The 18864-nt window shown below is 69.5% G+C and carries 12 protein-coding genes, 1 tRNA gene and 1 rRNA gene; 13 read left to right on the top strand and 1 reads right to left on the bottom strand.

Annotated elements, in window-relative coordinates; translation table 11 throughout:
* Window positions 1-8 precede the first annotated feature (8 nt).
* From rrf to GUY60_RS17335, 3 genes are all read left to right on the top strand, one after another.
* A 5S ribosomal RNA gene (rrf, locus tag GUY60_RS17345) occupies window positions 9-125 on the top strand.
* Between the two features lie 118 nt (window positions 126-243).
* Window positions 244-906: a DegT/DnrJ/EryC1/StrS family aminotransferase gene (locus GUY60_RS17340; protein ID WP_187370049.1), complete on the top strand. Its 663-nt coding sequence runs from the start codon at window positions 244-246 to the stop codon at window positions 904-906.
* Between the two features lie 95 nt (window positions 907-1001).
* A tRNA-Thr gene (locus GUY60_RS17335) sits at window positions 1002-1074 on the top strand.
* 63 nt (window positions 1075-1137) lie between these two features.
* On the opposite strand, the gene GUY60_RS17330 is transcribed toward GUY60_RS17335, so the two are convergent.
* Window positions 1138-3807, bottom strand: a complete 2670-nt coding sequence (locus GUY60_RS17330; protein ID WP_246235154.1) for a SpoIIE family protein phosphatase — start codon at window positions 3805-3807, stop codon at window positions 1138-1140.
* 277 nt (window positions 3808-4084) lie between these two features.
* Here GUY60_RS17330 and GUY60_RS17325 point away from each other — a divergent pair, with 277 nt between their 5' ends.
* From GUY60_RS17325 to GUY60_RS17280, 10 genes are all read left to right on the top strand, one after another.
* The gene (locus tag GUY60_RS17325) at window positions 4085-9601 is read left to right on the top strand and encodes a HAMP domain-containing protein (RefSeq protein WP_187370048.1); all 5517 of its coding nucleotides are present in this window, start codon (window positions 4085-4087) and stop codon (window positions 9599-9601) included.
* Between the two features lie 254 nt (window positions 9602-9855).
* Window positions 9856-10539, top strand: coding sequence for a response regulator (locus GUY60_RS17320; RefSeq protein WP_161698770.1), 684 nt, complete (start codon window positions 9856-9858; stop codon window positions 10537-10539).
* A 171-nt stretch (window positions 10540-10710) separates the two neighbouring features.
* Window positions 10711-13449, top strand: a complete 2739-nt coding sequence (locus GUY60_RS17315; protein ID WP_161698768.1) for a DNA translocase FtsK — start codon at window positions 10711-10713, stop codon at window positions 13447-13449.
* A 215-nt stretch (window positions 13450-13664) separates the two neighbouring features.
* Complete coding sequence (locus GUY60_RS17310; protein ID WP_161698776.1) at window positions 13665-14507, top strand: helix-turn-helix domain-containing protein; 843 nt, start codon at window positions 13665-13667, stop codon at window positions 14505-14507.
* Between the two features lie 109 nt (window positions 14508-14616).
* A complete protein-coding gene (gene rimO / locus GUY60_RS17305) occupies window positions 14617-16089 on the top strand; it encodes a 30S ribosomal protein S12 methylthiotransferase RimO (RefSeq protein ID WP_161698766.1) in 1473 nt (490 codons plus the stop codon).
* Window positions 16086-16742, top strand: coding sequence for a CDP-diacylglycerol--glycerol-3-phosphate 3-phosphatidyltransferase (pgsA, locus tag GUY60_RS17300; protein ID WP_161698764.1), 657 nt, complete (start codon window positions 16086-16088; stop codon window positions 16740-16742). Before rimO ends, pgsA begins: the two co-directional genes overlap by 4 nt.
* Window positions 16739-17269 (top strand): CinA family protein, encoded by a 531-nt coding sequence (locus GUY60_RS17295; RefSeq protein ID WP_161698763.1) that lies wholly within the window; start codon window positions 16739-16741, stop codon window positions 17267-17269. Before pgsA ends, GUY60_RS17295 begins: the two co-directional genes overlap by 4 nt.
* A gap of 109 nt (window positions 17270-17378) precedes the next feature.
* Entirely contained in the window at window positions 17379-17780 is a 402-nt protein-coding gene (locus GUY60_RS17290; protein WP_161698761.1) for a helix-turn-helix domain-containing protein, read from the top strand.
* Between the two features lie 166 nt (window positions 17781-17946).
* Window positions 17947-18417, top strand: a complete 471-nt coding sequence (locus GUY60_RS17285; protein ID WP_161698759.1) for a Dps family protein — start codon at window positions 17947-17949, stop codon at window positions 18415-18417.
* Window positions 18418-18568: 151 nt separating this feature from the next.
* Window positions 18569-18864, top strand: a 296-nt coding sequence (locus GUY60_RS17280; protein WP_246235152.1) for a hypothetical protein, incomplete at its 3' end; no start/stop codon positions are given.

The raw sequence follows: 18864 nt of genomic DNA, 5'->3' as shown, positions 1-18864 counted from the left end.
CATAGTGTTTCGGTGGTCATAGCGTGAGGGAAACGCCCGGTTACATTCCGAACCCGGAAGCTAAGCCTCACAGCGCCGATGGTACTGCAGGGGGGACCCTGTGGGAGAGTAGGACGCCGCCGAACAAATTTTGATGAAGACGCTGGTCCCTGAACTTCGGTTCAGGGACCAGCGTCTTTTTGTTTTGCGTCACCTTGCGTTCACGTTGCGCCTCCAACATCCCGAGGTATGGGGACAGTTGGAATGCTCAAGGCAGCCGGCGTCGGGCTCGGTGACGAGGTCATCGTGCCCGCGTACGGGAACGCCGATGTGGCCGAGGACGTCGTCCTCGCGGGAGCTCTGCCGGTGTTCGCGGACATCGACCCGCTGACGTACTGCCTCGATGCCCGTGCGGTCGACGCCGTCGTCAGCTCGCGGACCGCGGCCGTCGTCGTCGTCCATCGCTTCGGACGGCCCGCGGACATGGGGCAGTTGGGAGCTGTGGGCCGACGGCACGGGCTGCTTCTCCTTGAACAGGCCGAGGGTGACGAGGCGTACGGCGAAGTCACGCGCAGGCGGGCGCACGCCGCGTATCTCGATGCCCGGCTCAGTGGTGTGACCACACCGGAGCCGGTACGGGGGCACACCTATGAGGAGTATGTCGTCAGGGTGCCCGGGAACGGGCGGCCCGATCGGGACGCGTTCGCACGAGCCGTACGGAGCAAGGGAGTTGACTGCCGGGTGCCGGTGAAGACGCCCGTGCACCGGTTGCCGCAGTTCCGTCGGGATGTGCTGTTGCCCGAGACCGAGCGGGCCGCCGACGAGACGCTCGCGCTTCCTGTTCAGGGGTCCAAGTCGCGGCGGGAACTTCAGCGGTTGGTGTCCGCGTGCAACGCGCTCGGTGGGCTGCTGCAGCCCGCTTTCTGAAAGACGGTCGTCAGACGGTGCGGGTGGTTCGAGGCACCGTTCGGATCGGGGTATGATCTATTTCGTTGCAGCGCGGGAGACCGCGCGGACAACAGGCCCCTATAGCTCAGTCGGTAGAGCGTCTCCATGGTAAGGAGAAGGTCTGCGGTTCGATTCCGCATGGGGGCCCTGACAGAGAAGGCCCCGCCCGATGATTCGGGCGGGGCCTTTTTGCGTTGTACGGACCGGAGTTCAGTCCTGGTGGGGCTCCGGGACGCGCATCGCGAGGATGGCCATGTCGTCGGACGGGGCGTCCGTCGCGAAGCGCTCGACGGCGCGCATGATGCGGGCCGCGACGGCGCCGGCCGTGAGGCCCGTACATGTCGTGAGGACGTCGGCGAGGCCGTCGTCGCCGAGCATGCGGGTGCCCTCGCGGCGTTCCGTGACGCCGTCCGTGACGCAGAGCAGGACGTCGCCCGGATCGAGCGTCACCGTCTGCTCGTACAGCTCCAGGTCGTCCATGACGCCGAGGAGGGGCTGCGGTTCTGCGTACGGCTCGACCGTGCCGTCCTGGCGGAGGCGGAGCGGGAGCGGGTGGCCGGCGCAGACGATCTTGAGGATGGCGGAGCCGTCCTCCTGGGGCCACAACTCGCCGTAGAGCAGCGTCAGGAAGCGGCTGCGGGCGCCCTCGTCGAGGATCGCGGCGTTGAGCCGCTCCAGGACCGCGGGGCCGCCGAAGCCCTCGCGGGCCAGGAGGCGCAGGGCGTGCCGGGCCAGGCCGGTGACAGCCGCCGCCTCCGGGCCCGTACCGCACACGTCGCCGATGGCGAAGCCGTACGCACCGTCGCGGATGGGGAAGAGGTCGTAGAAGTCGCCGCCCACTTCGTTGCCCTCGCCGGCCGCGCGGTAGATGACCTCGACCTCGACGCCGGGGACCTGCGGGAGGCCGGGCGGGAGCAGGCTGCGCTGGAGGGACTGGCTGATGGCCATGCGCTCCGAGTACAGGCGGGCGTTGTCGAGGGCGAGGGCGGCTCGGCGGGAGAGGTCCTCGGCGAGTTCGAGGATCTCCTGGCGGAAGTGCTCCTCGGTGGGCTTGCCGAGGGTCAGCATGCCGATGACGCGGTTGCGGGCGACAAGGGGCAGGACGACGGTCTCGCCGCCGACCGCGGAGGCGGTGGCGAGGGACGTGCCGATGCCGGTGCTGAGGCGGGGCGGTTCGCCGAGGCCGAGGCTGCGCATCGAGGTGCGCAGGGCGGCCTGGTGGGCGGCCTCGGCCGGGGCGCCCCAGACGCGTGCTCCGGGCGTCGGGACCGGGTCGGGCGGGGCGATGCGGGAGAGCAGGGCCTTGAGGCCGTCGATGCGTTCCTCGTCCTCGTGCAGTACGTACGAGAGGTACGGCTCGGAGGACTGGTCGGCGATCGTGTAGACCGCGCACCAGGTGGCGAGGGTGGGGACCGTCATCTGAGCCATGAGGGCCAGGGTCTGGTCGCGGTCGAGGGTGCCGGCGAGGAGGTCGGAGGCCTCGACGAGGAAGCTGAGGGAGCCTCTGCGGAGCCGCTCGAGCTCGCCGAGGCGGGCCGACTCGACGGCGAGGGCGATGCGGTCGGCGGCGAACTGCAGGCGCAGGGCCTCTTCGTTGGAGTACCGGCCGGGGGCTTCGGCGGCGACGCCGAGGGAGCCGGTGAGGCGGCCCTCGACCTTGAGCGGGACCGTGACGACGGAGCGCATGCCGGTGCCGTTGAGGAGCGGGGCGGCGCCGGGGACGACGGAGAGGTCCTCGTGGACGGAGGGCATCCGGGCGGAGCCGTACCGTCCGGTGCCGGCTTCGACGGGGACGCGGGCGAAGCGCTGGCGGGCGGAGGGGAGGCCGGTGGAGGCGCGTACTTCCAGTTCGGTCTCGTCGTCGGTGGCGAGGAGCAGGAAGGCGGCGTCGCCGTCGAGCATGTCGCGGGCGCGCTCGACGGTGCGCTGGAGCAGGCCGTCGAGGTCGTCCGGTGCGGGGGAGCCGATGAAGGCGTCGAAGGGGTCGGTGCCGGGCTTGCCCTCGGAGACGGAGGCGGCGTCGGGGGCGGGACCGCGCAACGGGGTCTGCAGGACGGCGCGTTCGTGGTCGCGTACGAGCAGGCAGACCGTGGAGGGGGCGCCGTCGGTGTCGCGGACGCGGAGGTGGGAGGCGTACACCGGGATGACGCGGCCGTCGGCGCCGCGGATGCCGTAACTGCCTTCCCAGCGCGAGAGTTGGAGGGCCTCGGCGATGCCGGTGCCGGTGCCGGGGGTGTGCGGCCAGGCGGCGAGGTCGTTGAGGGGTTTGCCGTTGACCTTCTCCGCCGGGTATCCGAAGAGGGTCTCGGCGTCCTCGTTCCAGGCGGAGATGGTGCCGGTGCCGTTGATCTGGATGACGGCGACGCGGACCTGGCTGTCGGCGAGCGGCAGGAGGTCGACGGCGATCTCGGGGCCCGCGGTGCGGGTGCCGACCATGCGCTCCGGCAGGTCGAGTCGGAACCAGACCTGTTTGTGCGTGGGGGTGTACTCCACGCCCCAGCGGGCGGCGAGTGCGGCGCAGAGTTGGAGGCCGCGACCGCCTTCGCGGTCGGGGCTGCCCATGGTGTGCACGGACTGCTGGAGCGGGATCTCGCGCTCCGGATAGCGGTCGGAGACCTCGATGCGTACGGAGTCCTCGGAGCGCAGGCAGAGGACGTCGGCGGTGGTGCCGGCGTGCACCACGGCGTTGGTGACGAGCTCGCTGGTGAGGACGACGGCGTCGTCGACGATGTCTGCGTGCCCCCAGCCCTGGAGGGTGTCGCGGACGAAGGTCCGGGCCGAGGCGACGGAGCGCCCTACCGGGTCGAAAGTGGCGGCCGCCCGCGCGGTGATCACAGAGCTCCTAGTTCGAGTGTCGACGCCGAGATCTCCCATGCCCATGCTGCGGCCGCCCCTCCGATGTGCGTCTGCCCGCCGTTCTGCCTTCCGCCGCCCAGGCCGGGCGGGCCGGGGTGGTTGGACAGCCGGATGCCAGGTTACTTACCTTCACCGTCTATGCGGATGCCGGTCGACAGTGTTTCCGCCCGGAGGGTGCGGGGACGCTGTGCAAAGCTGCCGAACTGTTATGGCCTGGTTCCGGCATGGTGAAACACTGGGCAGGCTCGGAGTGAAGGCCTGAGCACCCCAGCAAGTGGTCGATCCCTGCGGGAGGGACACAGTGGAGTCTGGCGCAGCGGCGCGTGGCACTGGCACGCGCGCAAAAGGCGGCCCGTCCCGAGGCAAACAGCGAAGTGGGACCACCGCGGTCGACACCGCGGCTCTGAACCGGCTGCTCACGGCGCTCGTCGCGATGCGGGACGGCAATTTCCGGAAGCGTCTGACCGTCGCCAACGACGGTGTGATGGCCGAGATCGCCGCTGTGTTCAACGAGGTCGCGGACCGGAATCTGCATCTGACCAGTGAGCTGGCGCGGGTGCGGCGCGTGGTGGGGCGTGAGGGAAAGCTCACGGAGCGCCTGGAGCACGGTGCGGGCGAGGGCTCGTGGGTGGCGGCGATCGACGCGTCCAACGCGCTGGTGGACGATCTCGTACGACCGGTGTCCGAGGTCGGGCGGGTGCTCTCGGCGGTCGCGGAGGGTGACCTGGAGCAGCGGATGGAGCTCAAGGCGCCGGGGCCCGACGGGGTGGCGCAGCATCCGTTGCGCGGCGAGTTCCTGAAGGTCGGCCGGACGGTCAACAACCTGGTCGATCAGTTGTCGCGGTTCACCGACGAGGTGACGCGGGTGGCCAGCGAGGTCGGTACCGAGGGCAAGTTGGGCGGTCAGGCCCGGGTGCGCGGTATGTCCGGTTCGTGGAAGGACCTCACGGATTCGGTCAACACCATGGCGTACCGGCTCACCGCGCAGGTGCGTGACATTGCTCTCGTGACGACGGCGGTGGCGAAGGGTGATCTGTCACGCAAGGTGACCGTTCATGTCGCGGGCGAGATGCTCGAGCTGAAGAACACCGTGAACACGATGGTGGACCAGCTGTCGTCGTTCTCCTCCGAGGTGACCCGGGTCGCGCGCGAGGTGGGTACCGAGGGTGAGCTCGGCGGCCAGGCGAAGGTGCCGGGTGTGGCCGGTGTGTGGAAGGACCTCACCGACTCGGTGAACCTGATGGCGGGCAACCTCACCGCGCAGGTGCGGGGCATCGCCCAGGTGACGACGGCGGTGGCGAGCGGCGACCTGTCGCAGAAGGTCACGGTGAACGCGCGGGGCGAGGTGGCCCAACTCGCCGAGACCATCAACCAGATGACGGAGACGCTGCGTACGTTCGCCGACGAGGTGACCCGTGTGGCGAACGAGGTCGGCGCCGACGGTCAGCTCGGCGGGCAGGCCAATGTGCCGGGTGCGGCGGGCACGTGGAAGGACCTCACCGACTCGGTGAACACGGTCTTCCGGAACCTGACGACGCAGGTGCGGGACATCGCGCAGGTGACGACGGCGGTGGCCAACGGTGACCTGTCGCAGAAGGTCACCGTCGATGTCGCGGGCGAGATGCTGGAGTTGAAGAACACCGTCAACACGATGGTGGACCAGCTGTCGGCGTTCGGTTCCGAAGTCACGCGTGTGGCACGGGAGATCGGTGTCGAGGGTGAGCTGGGCGGTCAGGCGCAGGTGGTGGGCGCGGCCGGCACGTGGAAGGACCTCACCGACTCGGTCAACACGGCCTTCCGGAACCTGACGGGTCAGGTGCGCAACATCGCGCAGGTGACGACGGCGGTGGCCAACGGTGACCTGTCGCAGAAGGTCACCGTGGACGTGTCCGGCGAGATGCTCCAGCTGAAGAACACCGTGAACACGATGGTGGACCAGCTGTCGAGCTTCGCCGACCAGGTGACCCGGATGGCCCGTGACGTGGGTACGGAGGGCCGGCTCGGTGGTCAGGCCCGGGTGGACGGTGTCAGTGGTACGTGGAAGGAACTGACCGACTCCGTCAACTTCATGGCGGGGAACCTGACTTCACAGGTGCGGCAGATCGCACAGGTGACGACGGCGGTGGCGCGGGGTGACCTGTCGCAGAAGATCGACGTGGACGCGCGCGGCGAGATCCTGGAGCTGAAGAACACCATCAACACGATGGTGGACCAGCTCTCCGCGTTCGCGGACCAGGTGACCCGGGTGGCCCGCGAGGTGGGCACCGAGGGTCGGCTCGGCGGTCAGGCGCAGGTGCCGGGTGTGGCCGGTGTATGGCGGGACCTGACGGACTCCGTGAACGGCATGGCGGGGAACCTCACGGGCCAGGTGCGGAACATCGCGCAGGTCGCGACGGCGGTGGCCCGCGGTGACCTGTCGCAGAAGATCGACGTGGACGCGCGCGGCGAGATCCTGGAGCTGAAGAACACCCTCAACACGATGGTGGACCAGCTCTCCGCGTTCGCCGAGCAGGTGACGCGGGTGGCCCGCGAGGTGGGTACGGACGGCATCCTGGGCGGTCAGGCCGAGGTGCAGGGCGTGGCGGGTACGTGGAAGGACCTCACGCAGTCCGTGAACGGCATGGCGAACAACCTGACGAGTCAGGTGCGCAACATCGCCGAGGTCACGACGGCGGTGGCCAACGGCGACCTGTCGAAGAAGATCACCGTCGACGCGAAGGGCGAGATCCTCGAACTCGTCACCACGGTGAACACCATGGTGGACCAGCTCTCCAGTTTCGCGGAGCAGGTGACGCGGGTCGCCCGAGAGGTGGGTACGGAAGGCCAGTTGGGCGGTCAGGCGCGGGTGCCGGGAGTCATCGGCATCTGGAAGGACCTGAGCGACAACGTGAACCTGATGGCCAACAACCTGACCAGTCAGGTGCGGAACATCTCCCAGGTCGCGACGGCGGTGGCCAACGGTGACCTGACGAAGAAGGTCACGGTGGAGGCGCGCGGCGAGGTCGCGCAGCTCGCGGACACGGTCAACACCATGGTGACGACGCTGAGTTCGTTCGCCGACGAGGTCACGCGAGTGGCCCGCGAGGTGGGCACGGACGGCATCCTGGGCGGTCAGGCGCGGGTGCCGGGCGTGGCCGGTACGTGGAAGGACCTCACCGAGTCGGTGAACTCGATGGCGTCCAACCTGACCGGTCAGGTGCGCAACATCGCGATGGTCACGACGGCCATCGCCAAGGGTGACCTGACGAAGAAGATCGACATCGACGCGCGCGGCGAGATCCTGGAGCTGAAGACGACCATCAACACGATGGTCGACCAGCTGTCGTCGTTCGCCGAGCAGGTGACCCGGGTGGCCCGAGAGGTGGGCACCGAGGGCCAGTTGGGCGGCCAGGCGCGGGTGCGGGACGTGGACGGCACGTGGCGCGACCTGACCGAGTCCGTGAACGAGATGGCCGGGAACCTCACCCGGCAGGTGCGCGCCATCGCGGCGGTCGCGACCGCGGTGACCCGTGGCGACCTGAACCTGAAGATCGACGTGGACGCCTCGGGCGAGATCCAGGTGCTGCAGGACAACATCAACACGATGATCGCCAACCTGCGTGACACCACGATCGCGAACAAGGAGCAGGACTGGCTCAAGGGCAACCTGGCCCGTATCTCCGGTCTGATGCAGGGCCGCCGCGACCTGGAGGACGTGGCCGGCCTGATCATGAGCGAGCTGACGCCGGTGGTGTCCGCGCAGCACGGCGCGTTCTTCGTGGCGCAGCCCACGGACGACGGTCCCGACCTCGGGGTGGACGAGGACGACGAGGCGTACGAGCTGCGGATGCTGGGCAGTTACGGCTACTCGATGGGCTCGATGCCGACGTCGTTCAAGCCCGGCGAGACGCTGATCGGGACGGCGGCCACGGAGCGGCGCACGATCCTGGTGGAGAACGCCCCGTCCGGCTACCTGAAGATCGCTTCGGGTCTGGGGGACGCGCCGCCGGCGCAGGTGATCGTGCTTCCGGTGCTGTTCGAGGCCAAGGTGCTCGGTGTGATCGAGCTGGCGTCGTTCCAGCCGTTCACGCAGATCCAGCGGGACTTCCTGAGCCAGATCGCCGAGATGATCGCGACGTCCGTGAACACCATCTCCGTCAATACGAAGACGGAGGTGCTGCTCAAGCAGTCGCAGGAGCTGACCGAGCAACTGCGGGAACGTTCGGCTGAGTTGGAGAACCGGCAGAAGGCGCTGCAGGCCTCCAACGCGGAGCTGGAGGAGAAGGCCGAGCTGCTCGCTCAGCAGAACCGCGACATCGAGGTGAAGAACACCGAGATCGAGGAGGCCCGGCAGGTCCTGGAGGAGCGTGCCGAGCAACTGGCGATCTCGATGCGGTACAAGTCGGAGTTCCTGGCGAACATGTCGCACGAGCTGCGTACGCCGCTGAACTCGCTGCTGATCCTCGCCAAGCTGCTCGCGGACAACGCGGAGGGCAACCTCTCGCCGAAGCAGGTCGAGTTCGCGGAGACCATTCACGGGGCGGGCTCGGACCTGCTGCAGCTGATCAACGACATCCTGGACCTGTCGAAGGTCGAGGCGGGCAAGATGGACGTCTCGCCGACCCGCATCGCGCTCGTACAGCTCGTGGACTATGTGGAGGCGACGTTCCGTCCGCTGACCGCGGAGAAGGGTCTCGACTTCTCCGTACGGGTGTCGCCGGAGCTGCCCGCGACGCTCAACACGGACGAGCAGCGGCTGCTTCAGGTGCTGCGCAACCTCCTTGCCAACGCGGTGAAGTTCACCGAGAGCGGCGCGGTGGAGCTGGTGATCAGGACCGCGGGCTCCGATGTGCCGGACGGTATCCGGGAGCAGCTCCTGGAGGCGGGTTCGCTGCGGGAGGCGGACGCCGAGCTGATCGCGTTCTCGGTCACGGACACGGGCATCGGGATCGCGGGCAGCAAGATGCGCGTGATCTTCGAGGCGTTCAAGCAGGCGGACGGCACGACCAGCCGCAAGTACGGCGGTACGGGTCTGGGGCTCTCGATCAGCCGGGAGATCGCGCGGCTGCTCGGCGGTGAGATCCACGCGGCCAGTGAGCCGGGCCGTGGCTCGACGTTCACGCTGTACCTGCCGCTGCACCCCAGCGAACTGCCGCCGCAGGGCTACTCGCAGCTGCCTCCGGTGATCGCGGCCGGGATGGAGTCGATGGCGCTGCCGCCGGCCGCGGAGGACGCGGTCGAGGAGGTCGAGGCGAGCCGTCCCGCGCCCGCCGCAGAGCCCCAACAGCCCGCGAACTCCGGGACGTTGTTCCGTAGGCGGCGGCGCAGCGTGCAGGCGCCGGAGCAGCGCCCCGCGCTGCCGGGCCAGCCGGCCCCGGCCCCGTCGAGCGCGTCGCAGATCGCGCCGGAGCAGTGGGCGCCGGCCGGTGAGCGGGCGGGGAGCGAGCGCCGGACGTTCCACTTCGGTGGCGAGAAGGTGCTGATCGTCGACGACGACATCCGCAACGTGTTCGCGCTCACCAGCGTCCTCGAGCAGCACGGCCTGTCGGTGCTGTACGCGGAGAACGGCCGGGAGGGCATCGAGGTCCTTGAGCAGCACGACGACACGACGCTGGTGCTTATGGACATCATGATGCCGGAGATGGACGGGTACGCGACGACGACGGCGATCCGCAGGATGCCGCAGTTCGCCGGGCTGCCGATCATCGCGCTCACCGCGAAGGCGATGAAGGGCGACCGGGAGAAGGCCATCGAGTGCGGTGCGTCCGACTACGTGACGAAGCCGGTCGACCCGGATCATCTGCTGTCGGTCATGGAGCGATGGATGAGCGGAGAGTAAAACCTCACAGTGAATTTACGTACAGATCAGGCAGAGTTGCTGACTGAACGTGTCAGGAGCCGTGCGGGGGTGCGGGATTCCGGGAACCTTCCCGGCTCCCGTACCGTTTCTGGTACGTGCGCGGTGACATCGCGGTGACAGGGTGTGGCGACGAGTGGGGTGCGGCTACCATGACCGGCACAAGGACGGACGGCGAGACGGAGTCGTCCCCTGGGGCGGCGACCGGTGCACAGCCGAGGCGAGGAGGGCGGGCCATGGTGCAGAAGGCCAAGATCCTCCTGGTCGATGACCGGCCGGAGAATCTGCTTGCGCTGGAGGCCATCCTCTCCGCGCTCGATCAGACGCTGGTGCGGGCATCGTCCGGGGAGGAAGCGCTCAAGGCACTGCTCACGGACGACTTCGCGGTCATTCTGCTGGACGTCCAGATGCCGGGCATGGACGGTTTCGAGACCGCCGCGCACATCAAGCGCCGGGAGCGGACCCGGGACATCCCGATCATCTTTCTCACGGCCATCAACCACGGCCCCCACCACACCTTCCGTGGGTACGCGGCGGGCGCGGTGGACTACATCTCGAAGCCCTTCGACCCGTGGGTGCTGCGCGCCAAGGTCTCGGTGTTCGTCGAGCTGTACATGAAGAACTGCCAACTCCGGGAGCAGGCCGCTCTGCTGCGGCTGCAGTTGGAGGGCGGCGGCAAGTCCGCCGTCGGCGACGCCAAGGAGCCCACCGGGCTGCTCGCGGAGCTCTCCGCCCGGCTCGCGGCCGTCGAGGAGCAGGCGGAGGCGCTCTCCAAGCAGCTCGACGACGACTCCGCGGACGCCGCCGCGGTGGCCACCGCGGCCCACCTGGAGCGCAAACTCACCGGGCTGCGCAGGGCCCTTGACGCCCTGGAGCCGGGTGCGGACAGCGGCGCCCCGTCGGTGCCCTCGCAGAACTGACCTTCGCCGCACCGGAAGTGACGGGTCCGCCGCTACGACGCAGGGCGGAACTCGCCCGGCCGCCCAGGCCGCTGAGAGCGCGTCAGATCCGGTGCGCCGCAAGGGCGACACGAACGGGTGAAGCGGTGGGCACACGTGTCCGCTGTGGCCCACGACGGTAACCTCACCCTCATGGCCTCACGTCCGTCCGCAGCCAAGAAGGCGCCCGCGAAGAAGGCGGCCGCCCCCAAGAAGGCTCCGGCTAAGAAGGCCGTGGCGAAGAAGGCGCCCGCGAAGAGGGCCCCCGCCAAGAAGGCGGCGGCCAAGAAGCCCGTACCCAAGCCCGCGCCGAACCCCACCGGCGGCGTCTACAAGCTGGCGCGCGCCTGCTGGCTCGGCCTCGCCCACGGCGTCGGAGCGATGTTCCGCGGCATAGGGCGCGGAGCGAAGGGACTCGACCCCGCGCACCGCAAGGACGGGCTCGCGCTGCTGCTCCTCGGCATCGCCCTGATCTGCGCCGCGGGCACCTGGTCGAACCTGCGCGGCCCCGTCGGCGACCTCGTCGAGATGCTGGTGACCGGCGCCTTCGGCCGGCTCGACCTGCTCGTGCCGCTGCTGCTCGGCGCCGTCGCCGTCCGGCTCATCCGGCACCCCGAGAAGCCCGAGGCCAACGGGCGCATCGTGATCGGCCTCTCCGCGCTCGTCATCGGCGTGCTCGGCCAGGTCCACATGGCGTGCGGCTCCCCGGGGCGCGGCGAGGGCATCGAGGCCATAAGGGACGCGGGCGGACTGATCGGCTGGGCCGTGTCACGGCCGCTGGTCTTCACGATGGGCACGGTGCTCGCCGTACCGCTGCTCGTCCTGCTCACCGTCTTCGGCCTGCTCGTGGTCACCGCGACGCCCGTGAACGCCATCCCGCAACGGGTTCGGCTGCTCGGCGAGAAGCTCGGCGTCGTACAGCCCGAGCCGGAGCGGGACGCGTTCACCGAGGACGACGAGCGCTACGACGAGCAGTGGCGCGAGGCGCTGCCCGCCAAGTCGAGGCGGCGCGGCGGAGCTCCCGCGGACGAGGTGTACGACACCGACATGGCCGAGGAGGCCGCGCTCACCAAGCGGCGGGCCAAGCCGCGCCGGCCCAGCACGCAGTCCGCCTTCGACCGGCCGATGGACGCCGTGGACGTGGCGGCCGCCGCCGCTGCCGCCCTCGACGGCGCCGTGCTGCACGGCATGCCGCCCTCGCCGCTGGTCGCCGACCTCACGCAGGGCGTCTCCACGGAGCGCTCCGATGAGGCCACGCCGACCCCGCTGCCATCGGCGCGCGGCACCGGGAAGAAGCCCGCCCCGGCGCCGGAGCCGCACGACACCGGTGAGCGCTCGGTCCCCGACCTCACCAAGTCCGCTCCGGACGCGCCCCGCGACCTGCCGCCACGCGCCGAGCAACTCCAGCTGTCCGGTGACATCACGTACGCGCTGCCCTCGCTCGACCTGCTCACCCGCGGTGGGCCCGGCAAGTCCCGCAGCGCGGCCAACGACGCGGTGGTGGAGTCGCTGACCAACGTCTTCACCGAGTTCAAGGTCGACGCCGCGGTCACCGGCTTCACCCGGGGCCCGACGGTCACGCGGTACGAGATCGAGCTCGGTCCCGCCGTGAAGGTCGAGAAGATCACGGCACTCGCGAAGAACATCGCGTACGCGGTCGCCTCCCCGGACGTGCGGATCATCTCGCCGATCCCCGGCAAGTCCGCGGTCGGCATCGAGATCCCGAACACCGACCGCGAGATGGTCAACGTCGGCGACGTGCTCCGGCTCGCGGACGCCGCGGAGGACGACCACCCGATGCTGGTCGCGCTCGGCAAGGACGTCGAGGGCGGCTACGTGATGGCGAACATCGCGAAGATGCCGCACATCCTGGTCGCCGGCGCCACCGGCTCCGGCAAGTCGTCCTGCATCAACTGCCTGATCACGTCGGTCATGTGCCGGGCGACCCCCGAGGACGTCCGCATGGTCCTCGTCGACCCCAAGCGCGTGGAACTGACCGCGTACGAAGGCATCCCGCACCTCATCACGCCGATCATCACCAACCCGAAGCGGGCCGCCGAGGCGCTGCAGTGGGTCGTACGCGAGATGGATCTGCGCTACGACGACCTCGCGGCGTTCGGGTACCGGCACATCGACGACTTCAACCAGGCCGTCCGCGAGGGCAAGCTGAAGACGCCCGAGGGCAGCGAGCGGGAGCTGAAGCCGTACCCGTACCTGCTGGTGATCGTCGACGAGCTGGCCGACCTGATGATGGTCGCGCCGCGGGACGTCGAGGACGCCATCGTGCGGATCACGCAGCTCGCGCGGGCCGCCGGTATCCATCTGGTGCTCGCCACGCAGCGCCCCTCCGTCGACGTCGTCACCGGGCTCATCAAGGCCAACGTGCCGTCCAGGCTCGCCTTCGCCACGTCCTCGCTCGCCGACAGCCGCGTCATCCTCGACCAGCCCGGCGCCGAGAAGCTCATCGGCAAGGGCGACGGACTGTTCCTACCGATGGGGGCGAACAAGCCGACCCGTATGCAGGGCGCCTTCGTCACCGAGGACGAGATCCAGGCGGTCGTGCAGCACTGCAAGGACCAGATGGCGCCGGTCTTCCGGGACGACGTCACCGTGGGCACCCGGCAGAAGAAGGAGATCGACGAGGACATCGGCGACGACCTCGACCTGCTCTGCCAGGCCGCGGAGCTGGTGGTCTCCACCCAGTTCGGGTCGACCTCGATGCTCCAGCGCAAGCTGCGCGTCGGCTTCGCGAAGGCGGGGCGGCTGATGGACCTGATGGAGTCGCGGAACATCGTCGGACCCAGCGAGGGATCGAAGGCGCGCGACGTGATGGTGAAGCCGGACGAACTCGATGGAGTGCTCGCGGTGATCCGCGGGGAGGCTCAAGCGTAGGAACCACGTCAGTCGAACTCCACCGAAAGGATTCGGCAGGCAACCGTTTCCCTTTCGCGTACGTCAAGTTGGAAAGGGAGACGGGCGGAGGTCTCACCATCGGCGGTCCGGCCATTCCGATGGCGTAGAAAGTCATCCGCCCGCTTGCCCCACCCTTTCGTACCCCCCCTAGACTGAACGTCCAGCAGGTGGCTGCACGCTCGAAAGGCGCCCTCGTGTCCATCGGCAACTCCCCTGAAGACGACCGTCCTTCGATCCCCGAAGACGACCTGCCTTCGGTCGGCCGTGCCCTCCAGCAGGCGAGAGTCGACTCCGGCCGAACCGTCGAAGAAGTCAGCACGGCGACCCGTGTGCGCGTCCCGATCGTGCAGGCCATCGAGCAGGACGACTTCTCCCGCTGCGGTGGCGATGTGTACGCGCGTGGGCACATCCGCACCGTCGCGCGCGCCGTGGGCATCGACCCCGACCCCCTCCTCGCGCAGTACGACGCCGAACACGGCGGCCGTCCCGCGCCCACCCCGGCAGCGCCACTCTTCGAGGCCGAACGCATCCGGCCCGAGCCGCGCCGCCCCAACTGGACCGCGGCCATGGTCGCGGCGATCGTCGCCGTGATCGGCTTCGTCGGCTTCACGCTGTTCAGCGGCGAGGACGGCCAGGGTTCGAAGAACCCGGTCGCCGAGGGCACACCGTCCAGCGGCAAGGCCGAGTCGAAGCCCGCGCCCAACAAGCCCACCGACCCGACGAAGCCCGACCCGACGGACAGTGCCATCGCGGGCGCCCCGAAGGACAAGGTCACCGTCATGGTGAGCGCGCCCGAGGGCCGCAGCTGGATCTCGGCGAAGGACCACAACGGCGCGATCATGTTCGACGGCCTCCTCGAGCAGGGCCAGTCGAAGTCGTTCACGGACAAGCAGAAGATCGATCTCGTACTCGGCGACGCCGGAGCGATCAAGCTCTTCGTCAACGGCAAGGAGATCAAGGACGAGTTCAAGCCCGGCCAGGTCGAGCGCCTGTCGTACACCCGTGGTGACAACGGCGGAGCACCCCAGGTCGGCTGAGTCCGACGGCCGTGACGGGCCCGGTTCCCTTCGGGGGGCCGGGCCTCTCGCGTACCCGCGGGAACCCTCGCGGCAGGGCCGTCGGCGCGGACGAAGTACGCTAGACCGCATGTCCCAACGCCGTACCGTCGCTCTCGTCACTCTTGGCTGCGCCCGTAACGAGGTGGACTCGGAGGAGCTGGCAGGCCGCTTGGAGGCGGACGGCTGGCAACTCGTCGAGGACGCCTCGGACGCCGATGTCGCCGTGGTCAACACCTGCGGATTCGTCGACGCCGCCAAGAAGGATTCCGTCGACGCCCTCCTCGAAGCCAACGACCTCAAGGACCATGGCCGTACTCAGGCGGTGGTGGCCGTGGGCTGCATGGCCGAGCGGTACGGCAAGGAGCTTGCCGACGCCCTTCCCGAGGCCGACGGTGTGCTCGGCTTCGACGACTACAACGACATCTCCGGTCGCCTGAACACCATCCTCAGCGGTGGGAACGTCGAGGCGCACGCCCCGCGCGACCGCCGCAAGCTGCTGCCGCTGAGCCCGGCCGAGCGCCAGTCCGGCGCCGACGCCGTGGCCCTGCCCGGCCATGCGCAGGCCCCGGAGAACGAGCCGAGCGACCTGCCGGAAGGCGTCGCTCCGGCCTCCGGGCCGCGCGCCCCGCTGCGCCGTCGCATGGGCAGCTCGCCGGTCGCCTCGGTGAAGCTGGCCTCCGGCTGTGACCGGCGCTGCTCGTTCTGCGCCATCCCGTCCTTCCGTGGCTCCTTCATCTCGCGCCGCCCCAGCGATGTCCTCAACGAGACCCGCTGGCTCGCCGAGCAGGGCGTCAAGGAGGTCATGCTCGTCTCCGAGAACAACACCTCGTACGGCAAGGACCTCGGTGACATCCGGCTCCTGGAGTCGCTGCTGCCCGAGCTCGCGGAGGTCGACGGGATCGAGCGGGTGCGGGTCAGCTACCTCCAGCCCGCCGAGATGCGTCCCGGTCTCATCGACGTGCTGACCTCCACGCCGAAGGTCGTGCCCTACTTCGACCTGTCGTTCCAGCACTCCGCGCCCGGTGTGCTGCGCGCGATGCGGCGCTTCGGGGACACCGACCGGTTCCTCGAACTGCTCGACCAGATCCGCTCCAAGGCCCCCGAGGCCGGTGCGCGGTCCAACTTCATCGTGGGCTTCCCCGGCGAGACCGAGGACGACGTCGCCGAGCTCGAACGCTTCCTGACCGGCGCCCGGCTCGACGCGATCGGCGTCTTCGGGTACTCGGACGAGGACGGCACCGAGGCCGCGACGTACGAGAACAAGCTGGACGAGGACGTCGTCGCCGAGCGGCTCGCGCGGATCTCGCAGCTCGCCGAGGAGCTCACCGCCCAGCGCGCCGAGGAGCGCGTCGGCCAGACCGTGCACGTGCTCGTGGAGTCCCTGGACGGCGAGGACGGCGCCTTCGGCCGGGCCGCGCACCAGGCGCCCGAGACCGACGGCCAGGTGGTGTTCACCGACGCCGCGGGCTTGACTGTCGGTCGTATGGTCGAGGCGAAGGTCGTCGGCACTCTCGGTGTCGACCTGGTGGTCGAGCAGTGTTCTGAGGAGGCGGGCAGATGACCGGAGTCCCGGCATCGGCTGCGGGTGGCACCGGCCGGCAGCCGGCACCCGGCGGCAAGCTGGGCGCTGCGGCCGTCAACCAGGCCAGCCTGTGGAACATCGCGAACATCCTGACGATGATGCGGCTCGTGCTCGTGCCGGGCTTCGTCGCGCTGATGCTCGCGGAGGGCGGATACGACCCGGCCTGGCGCGCGCTCGCCTGGGCCGCCTTCGCCGTCGCCATGATCACCGATGTCTTCGACGGTCATCTGGCTCGTACGTACAACCTCGTCACCGACTTCGGGAAGATCGCCGACCCGATCGCGGACAAGGCGATCATGGGCGCCGCCCTGATCTGTCTCTCCGCGCTCGGCGATCTGCCGTGGTGGGTGACGGGCGTGATCCTCGGCCGTGAACTCGGCATCACGCTGCTGCGCTTCTGGGTGATCCGGTACGGCGTGATTCCGGCCAGTCGCGGCGGCAAGCTGAAGACGCTCTCGCAGGGCATCGCCGTGGGGATGTACGTCCTCCCGCTGACCGGGCCGCTGGCCACGCTGCGGTTCTGGGTGATGGCCCTCGCGGTCGTGCTGACCGTGGCCACCGGGCTCGACTACATCCGCCAGGCGATCGTGCTGCGCCGCCAGGGCCGGGCTGCCGAGGAGCAGGCGGCGTGACCGGCACGCGGGCGGCCGAAGTGCTCGGGCTGCTCGCCGGTGAGGGCCGTACCCTCGCCGTCGCCGAGTCTCTGACCGGCGGACTCGTCGCCGCGGAGCTCACCTCGGTACCCGGCGCCTCCGCCGTCTTCCGCGGCTCCGTCACCGCGTACGCCACCGACCTGAAGGAACGCGTACTCGGCGTCGACGGCACCCTCCTGGCCGAGCGCGGAGCGGTCGATCCCGATGTCGCGCGTGCCATGGCCGAAGGGGTGCGCCGGGCGTTCGACGCGGACTGGGGCATCGCCACCACCGGGGTCGCGGGCCCCGAACCGCAGGACGGAAAGCCGGTCGGGACGGTGTACGTCGCGGTGGCCGGTCCCGGCCATGGGCACAGCCGGACACCTGGCAAAGTCGTCGCGCTGCGGTTGAACGGCGAGCGGGCGGAAATCCGTAGGGAGAGCGTACGAAGCGTGCTCGACCTGCTCGCGGGCGAACTCGGTGCGAATGTGCGGGCACAGGATACGGAACAGAACGGGGGGTTTTGATGTTTGCAGCCCTGAGTGAACACGACATCGCTCCCCGCACGGCCGCCGCGCGAGGCGGTACGGTGGGGCGTGAAGGATGCGGCTACGCGGTCCGAGGAGGGAGCCACCGATGATTCTGCTCCGTCGCCTGCTGGGTGACGTGCTGCGTCGGCAGCGCCAGCGTCAGGGCCGTACTCTGCGCGAAGTCTCCTCGTCCGCCCGAGTCTCGCTCGGCTATCTCTCCGAGGTGGAGCGGGGGCAGAAGGAGGCATCCTCCGAGCTGCTCTCCGCGATCTGCGACGCGCTTGACGTACGGATGTCCGAGCTCATGCGGGAAGTGAGCGATGAACTCTCGCTTGCCGAGCTGGCCGAGTCGGCTGCTGCGGGCGAGTCCGCGCCGGTGCGCGCGCCGGTACCCGCGGTGTCTGCGGGAGTGCGTCCCATGCTCAATTCGGTGTCTGTCGCGGGTGTGCCACCCGAGCGCGTGACCATCAAGGCCCCTGCGGAAGCGGTCGACGTCGTCGCGGCTTGAGCTGTGGCCTGACAGGCTTGGTGAAGGCCCCTGACCGGGAGGAATTCCTGGTCGGGGGCCTTCTCTGTGCTCCCGGTCGTGCGCTTTGATGTGACCGTTTTATGGGCCTATGCGATGGTTGATGGAGGGGAGATCACCTGCCATTGATGCGTCTTGGAGGACACGTATGTACGTCGTGACGAGCCCGTTGTCCGACGCCGACCTGAAGACGGTCGGCGATGCTCTGCAGGGAGCCCTGGTCGACCTCGTGGATCTGTCGCTGGTCGCGAAGCAGGTGCACTGGAATGTCGTCGGGCCCCGGTTCCGCTCGGTACACCTCCAGCTCGACGAGGTCGTGGACACCGCGCGGCTGCACTCCGACACCGTGGCGGAACGGGCGTCGACGCTCGGCGTCTCGCCCGACGGCAGGTCGGCGACGGTGGCGCGGAGCAGCGGGATCGCCGCCGCGCCGGACGGCTGGGTCAAGGACGTGGACGCGGTGCAGACGCTGGTGGACGCGCTCGGCGCGGTGATCACGCGGATGCGGGAGCGCGTCGACGGCACGGGCGAGGCGGACCCGGTGAGCCAGGACATCTTCATCGGGATCACGGCTGACCTGGAGAAGCATCACTGGATGTTCCAGGCGGAGAACGGCTGAGAGTGGCCGCCGTGGGCGGTTGCGTGTGGCGCGGCGGGTGGCGCGGTGGGGTTCTGGCTCGTGTCGCTGTGCTGCTGGATGCTTCTGGCGCCTCCTGTGCGCCCTCCCGTGGGGTGAACGCGCGGGTTTAGCGTCGGCCGGAGGAGGCTCCATGACGTGGCTCGGGCGGGAAGCGCGAACGAGAGCGCCGCGCGGTGTGCTCGCCGTGGTGGCGCTGGTGTTCGGGACGGTGTGGTGGTGGGCCGCGCTGCGGCTGGTGTTGGCCCCCGCCGGTTCGGGCGTCGTGGAGGGCGCGGTCGTGGCGGGCGGCTGGGGGCTCAGTCTGCTGCCGGTGCACTGTGTGCCGTGGGCGCAGGCCGTCGGGGCCCGCCGGCGGGCCCGGCAGGAGGCCGCGCGCTGGCGGGTCGAGGCGGCGCATTGGCGTGCGGGGGTCGGGCAGGCGCGGGT

Origin of the sequence: Streptomyces boluensis (genome assembly GCF_009908195.1) — a bacterium.
Classification (GTDB): Bacteria; Actinomycetota; Actinomycetes; order Streptomycetales; family Streptomycetaceae; genus Streptomyces; species Streptomyces boluensis.
This window is presented reverse-complemented; position numbering and strand designations above follow the sequence as displayed.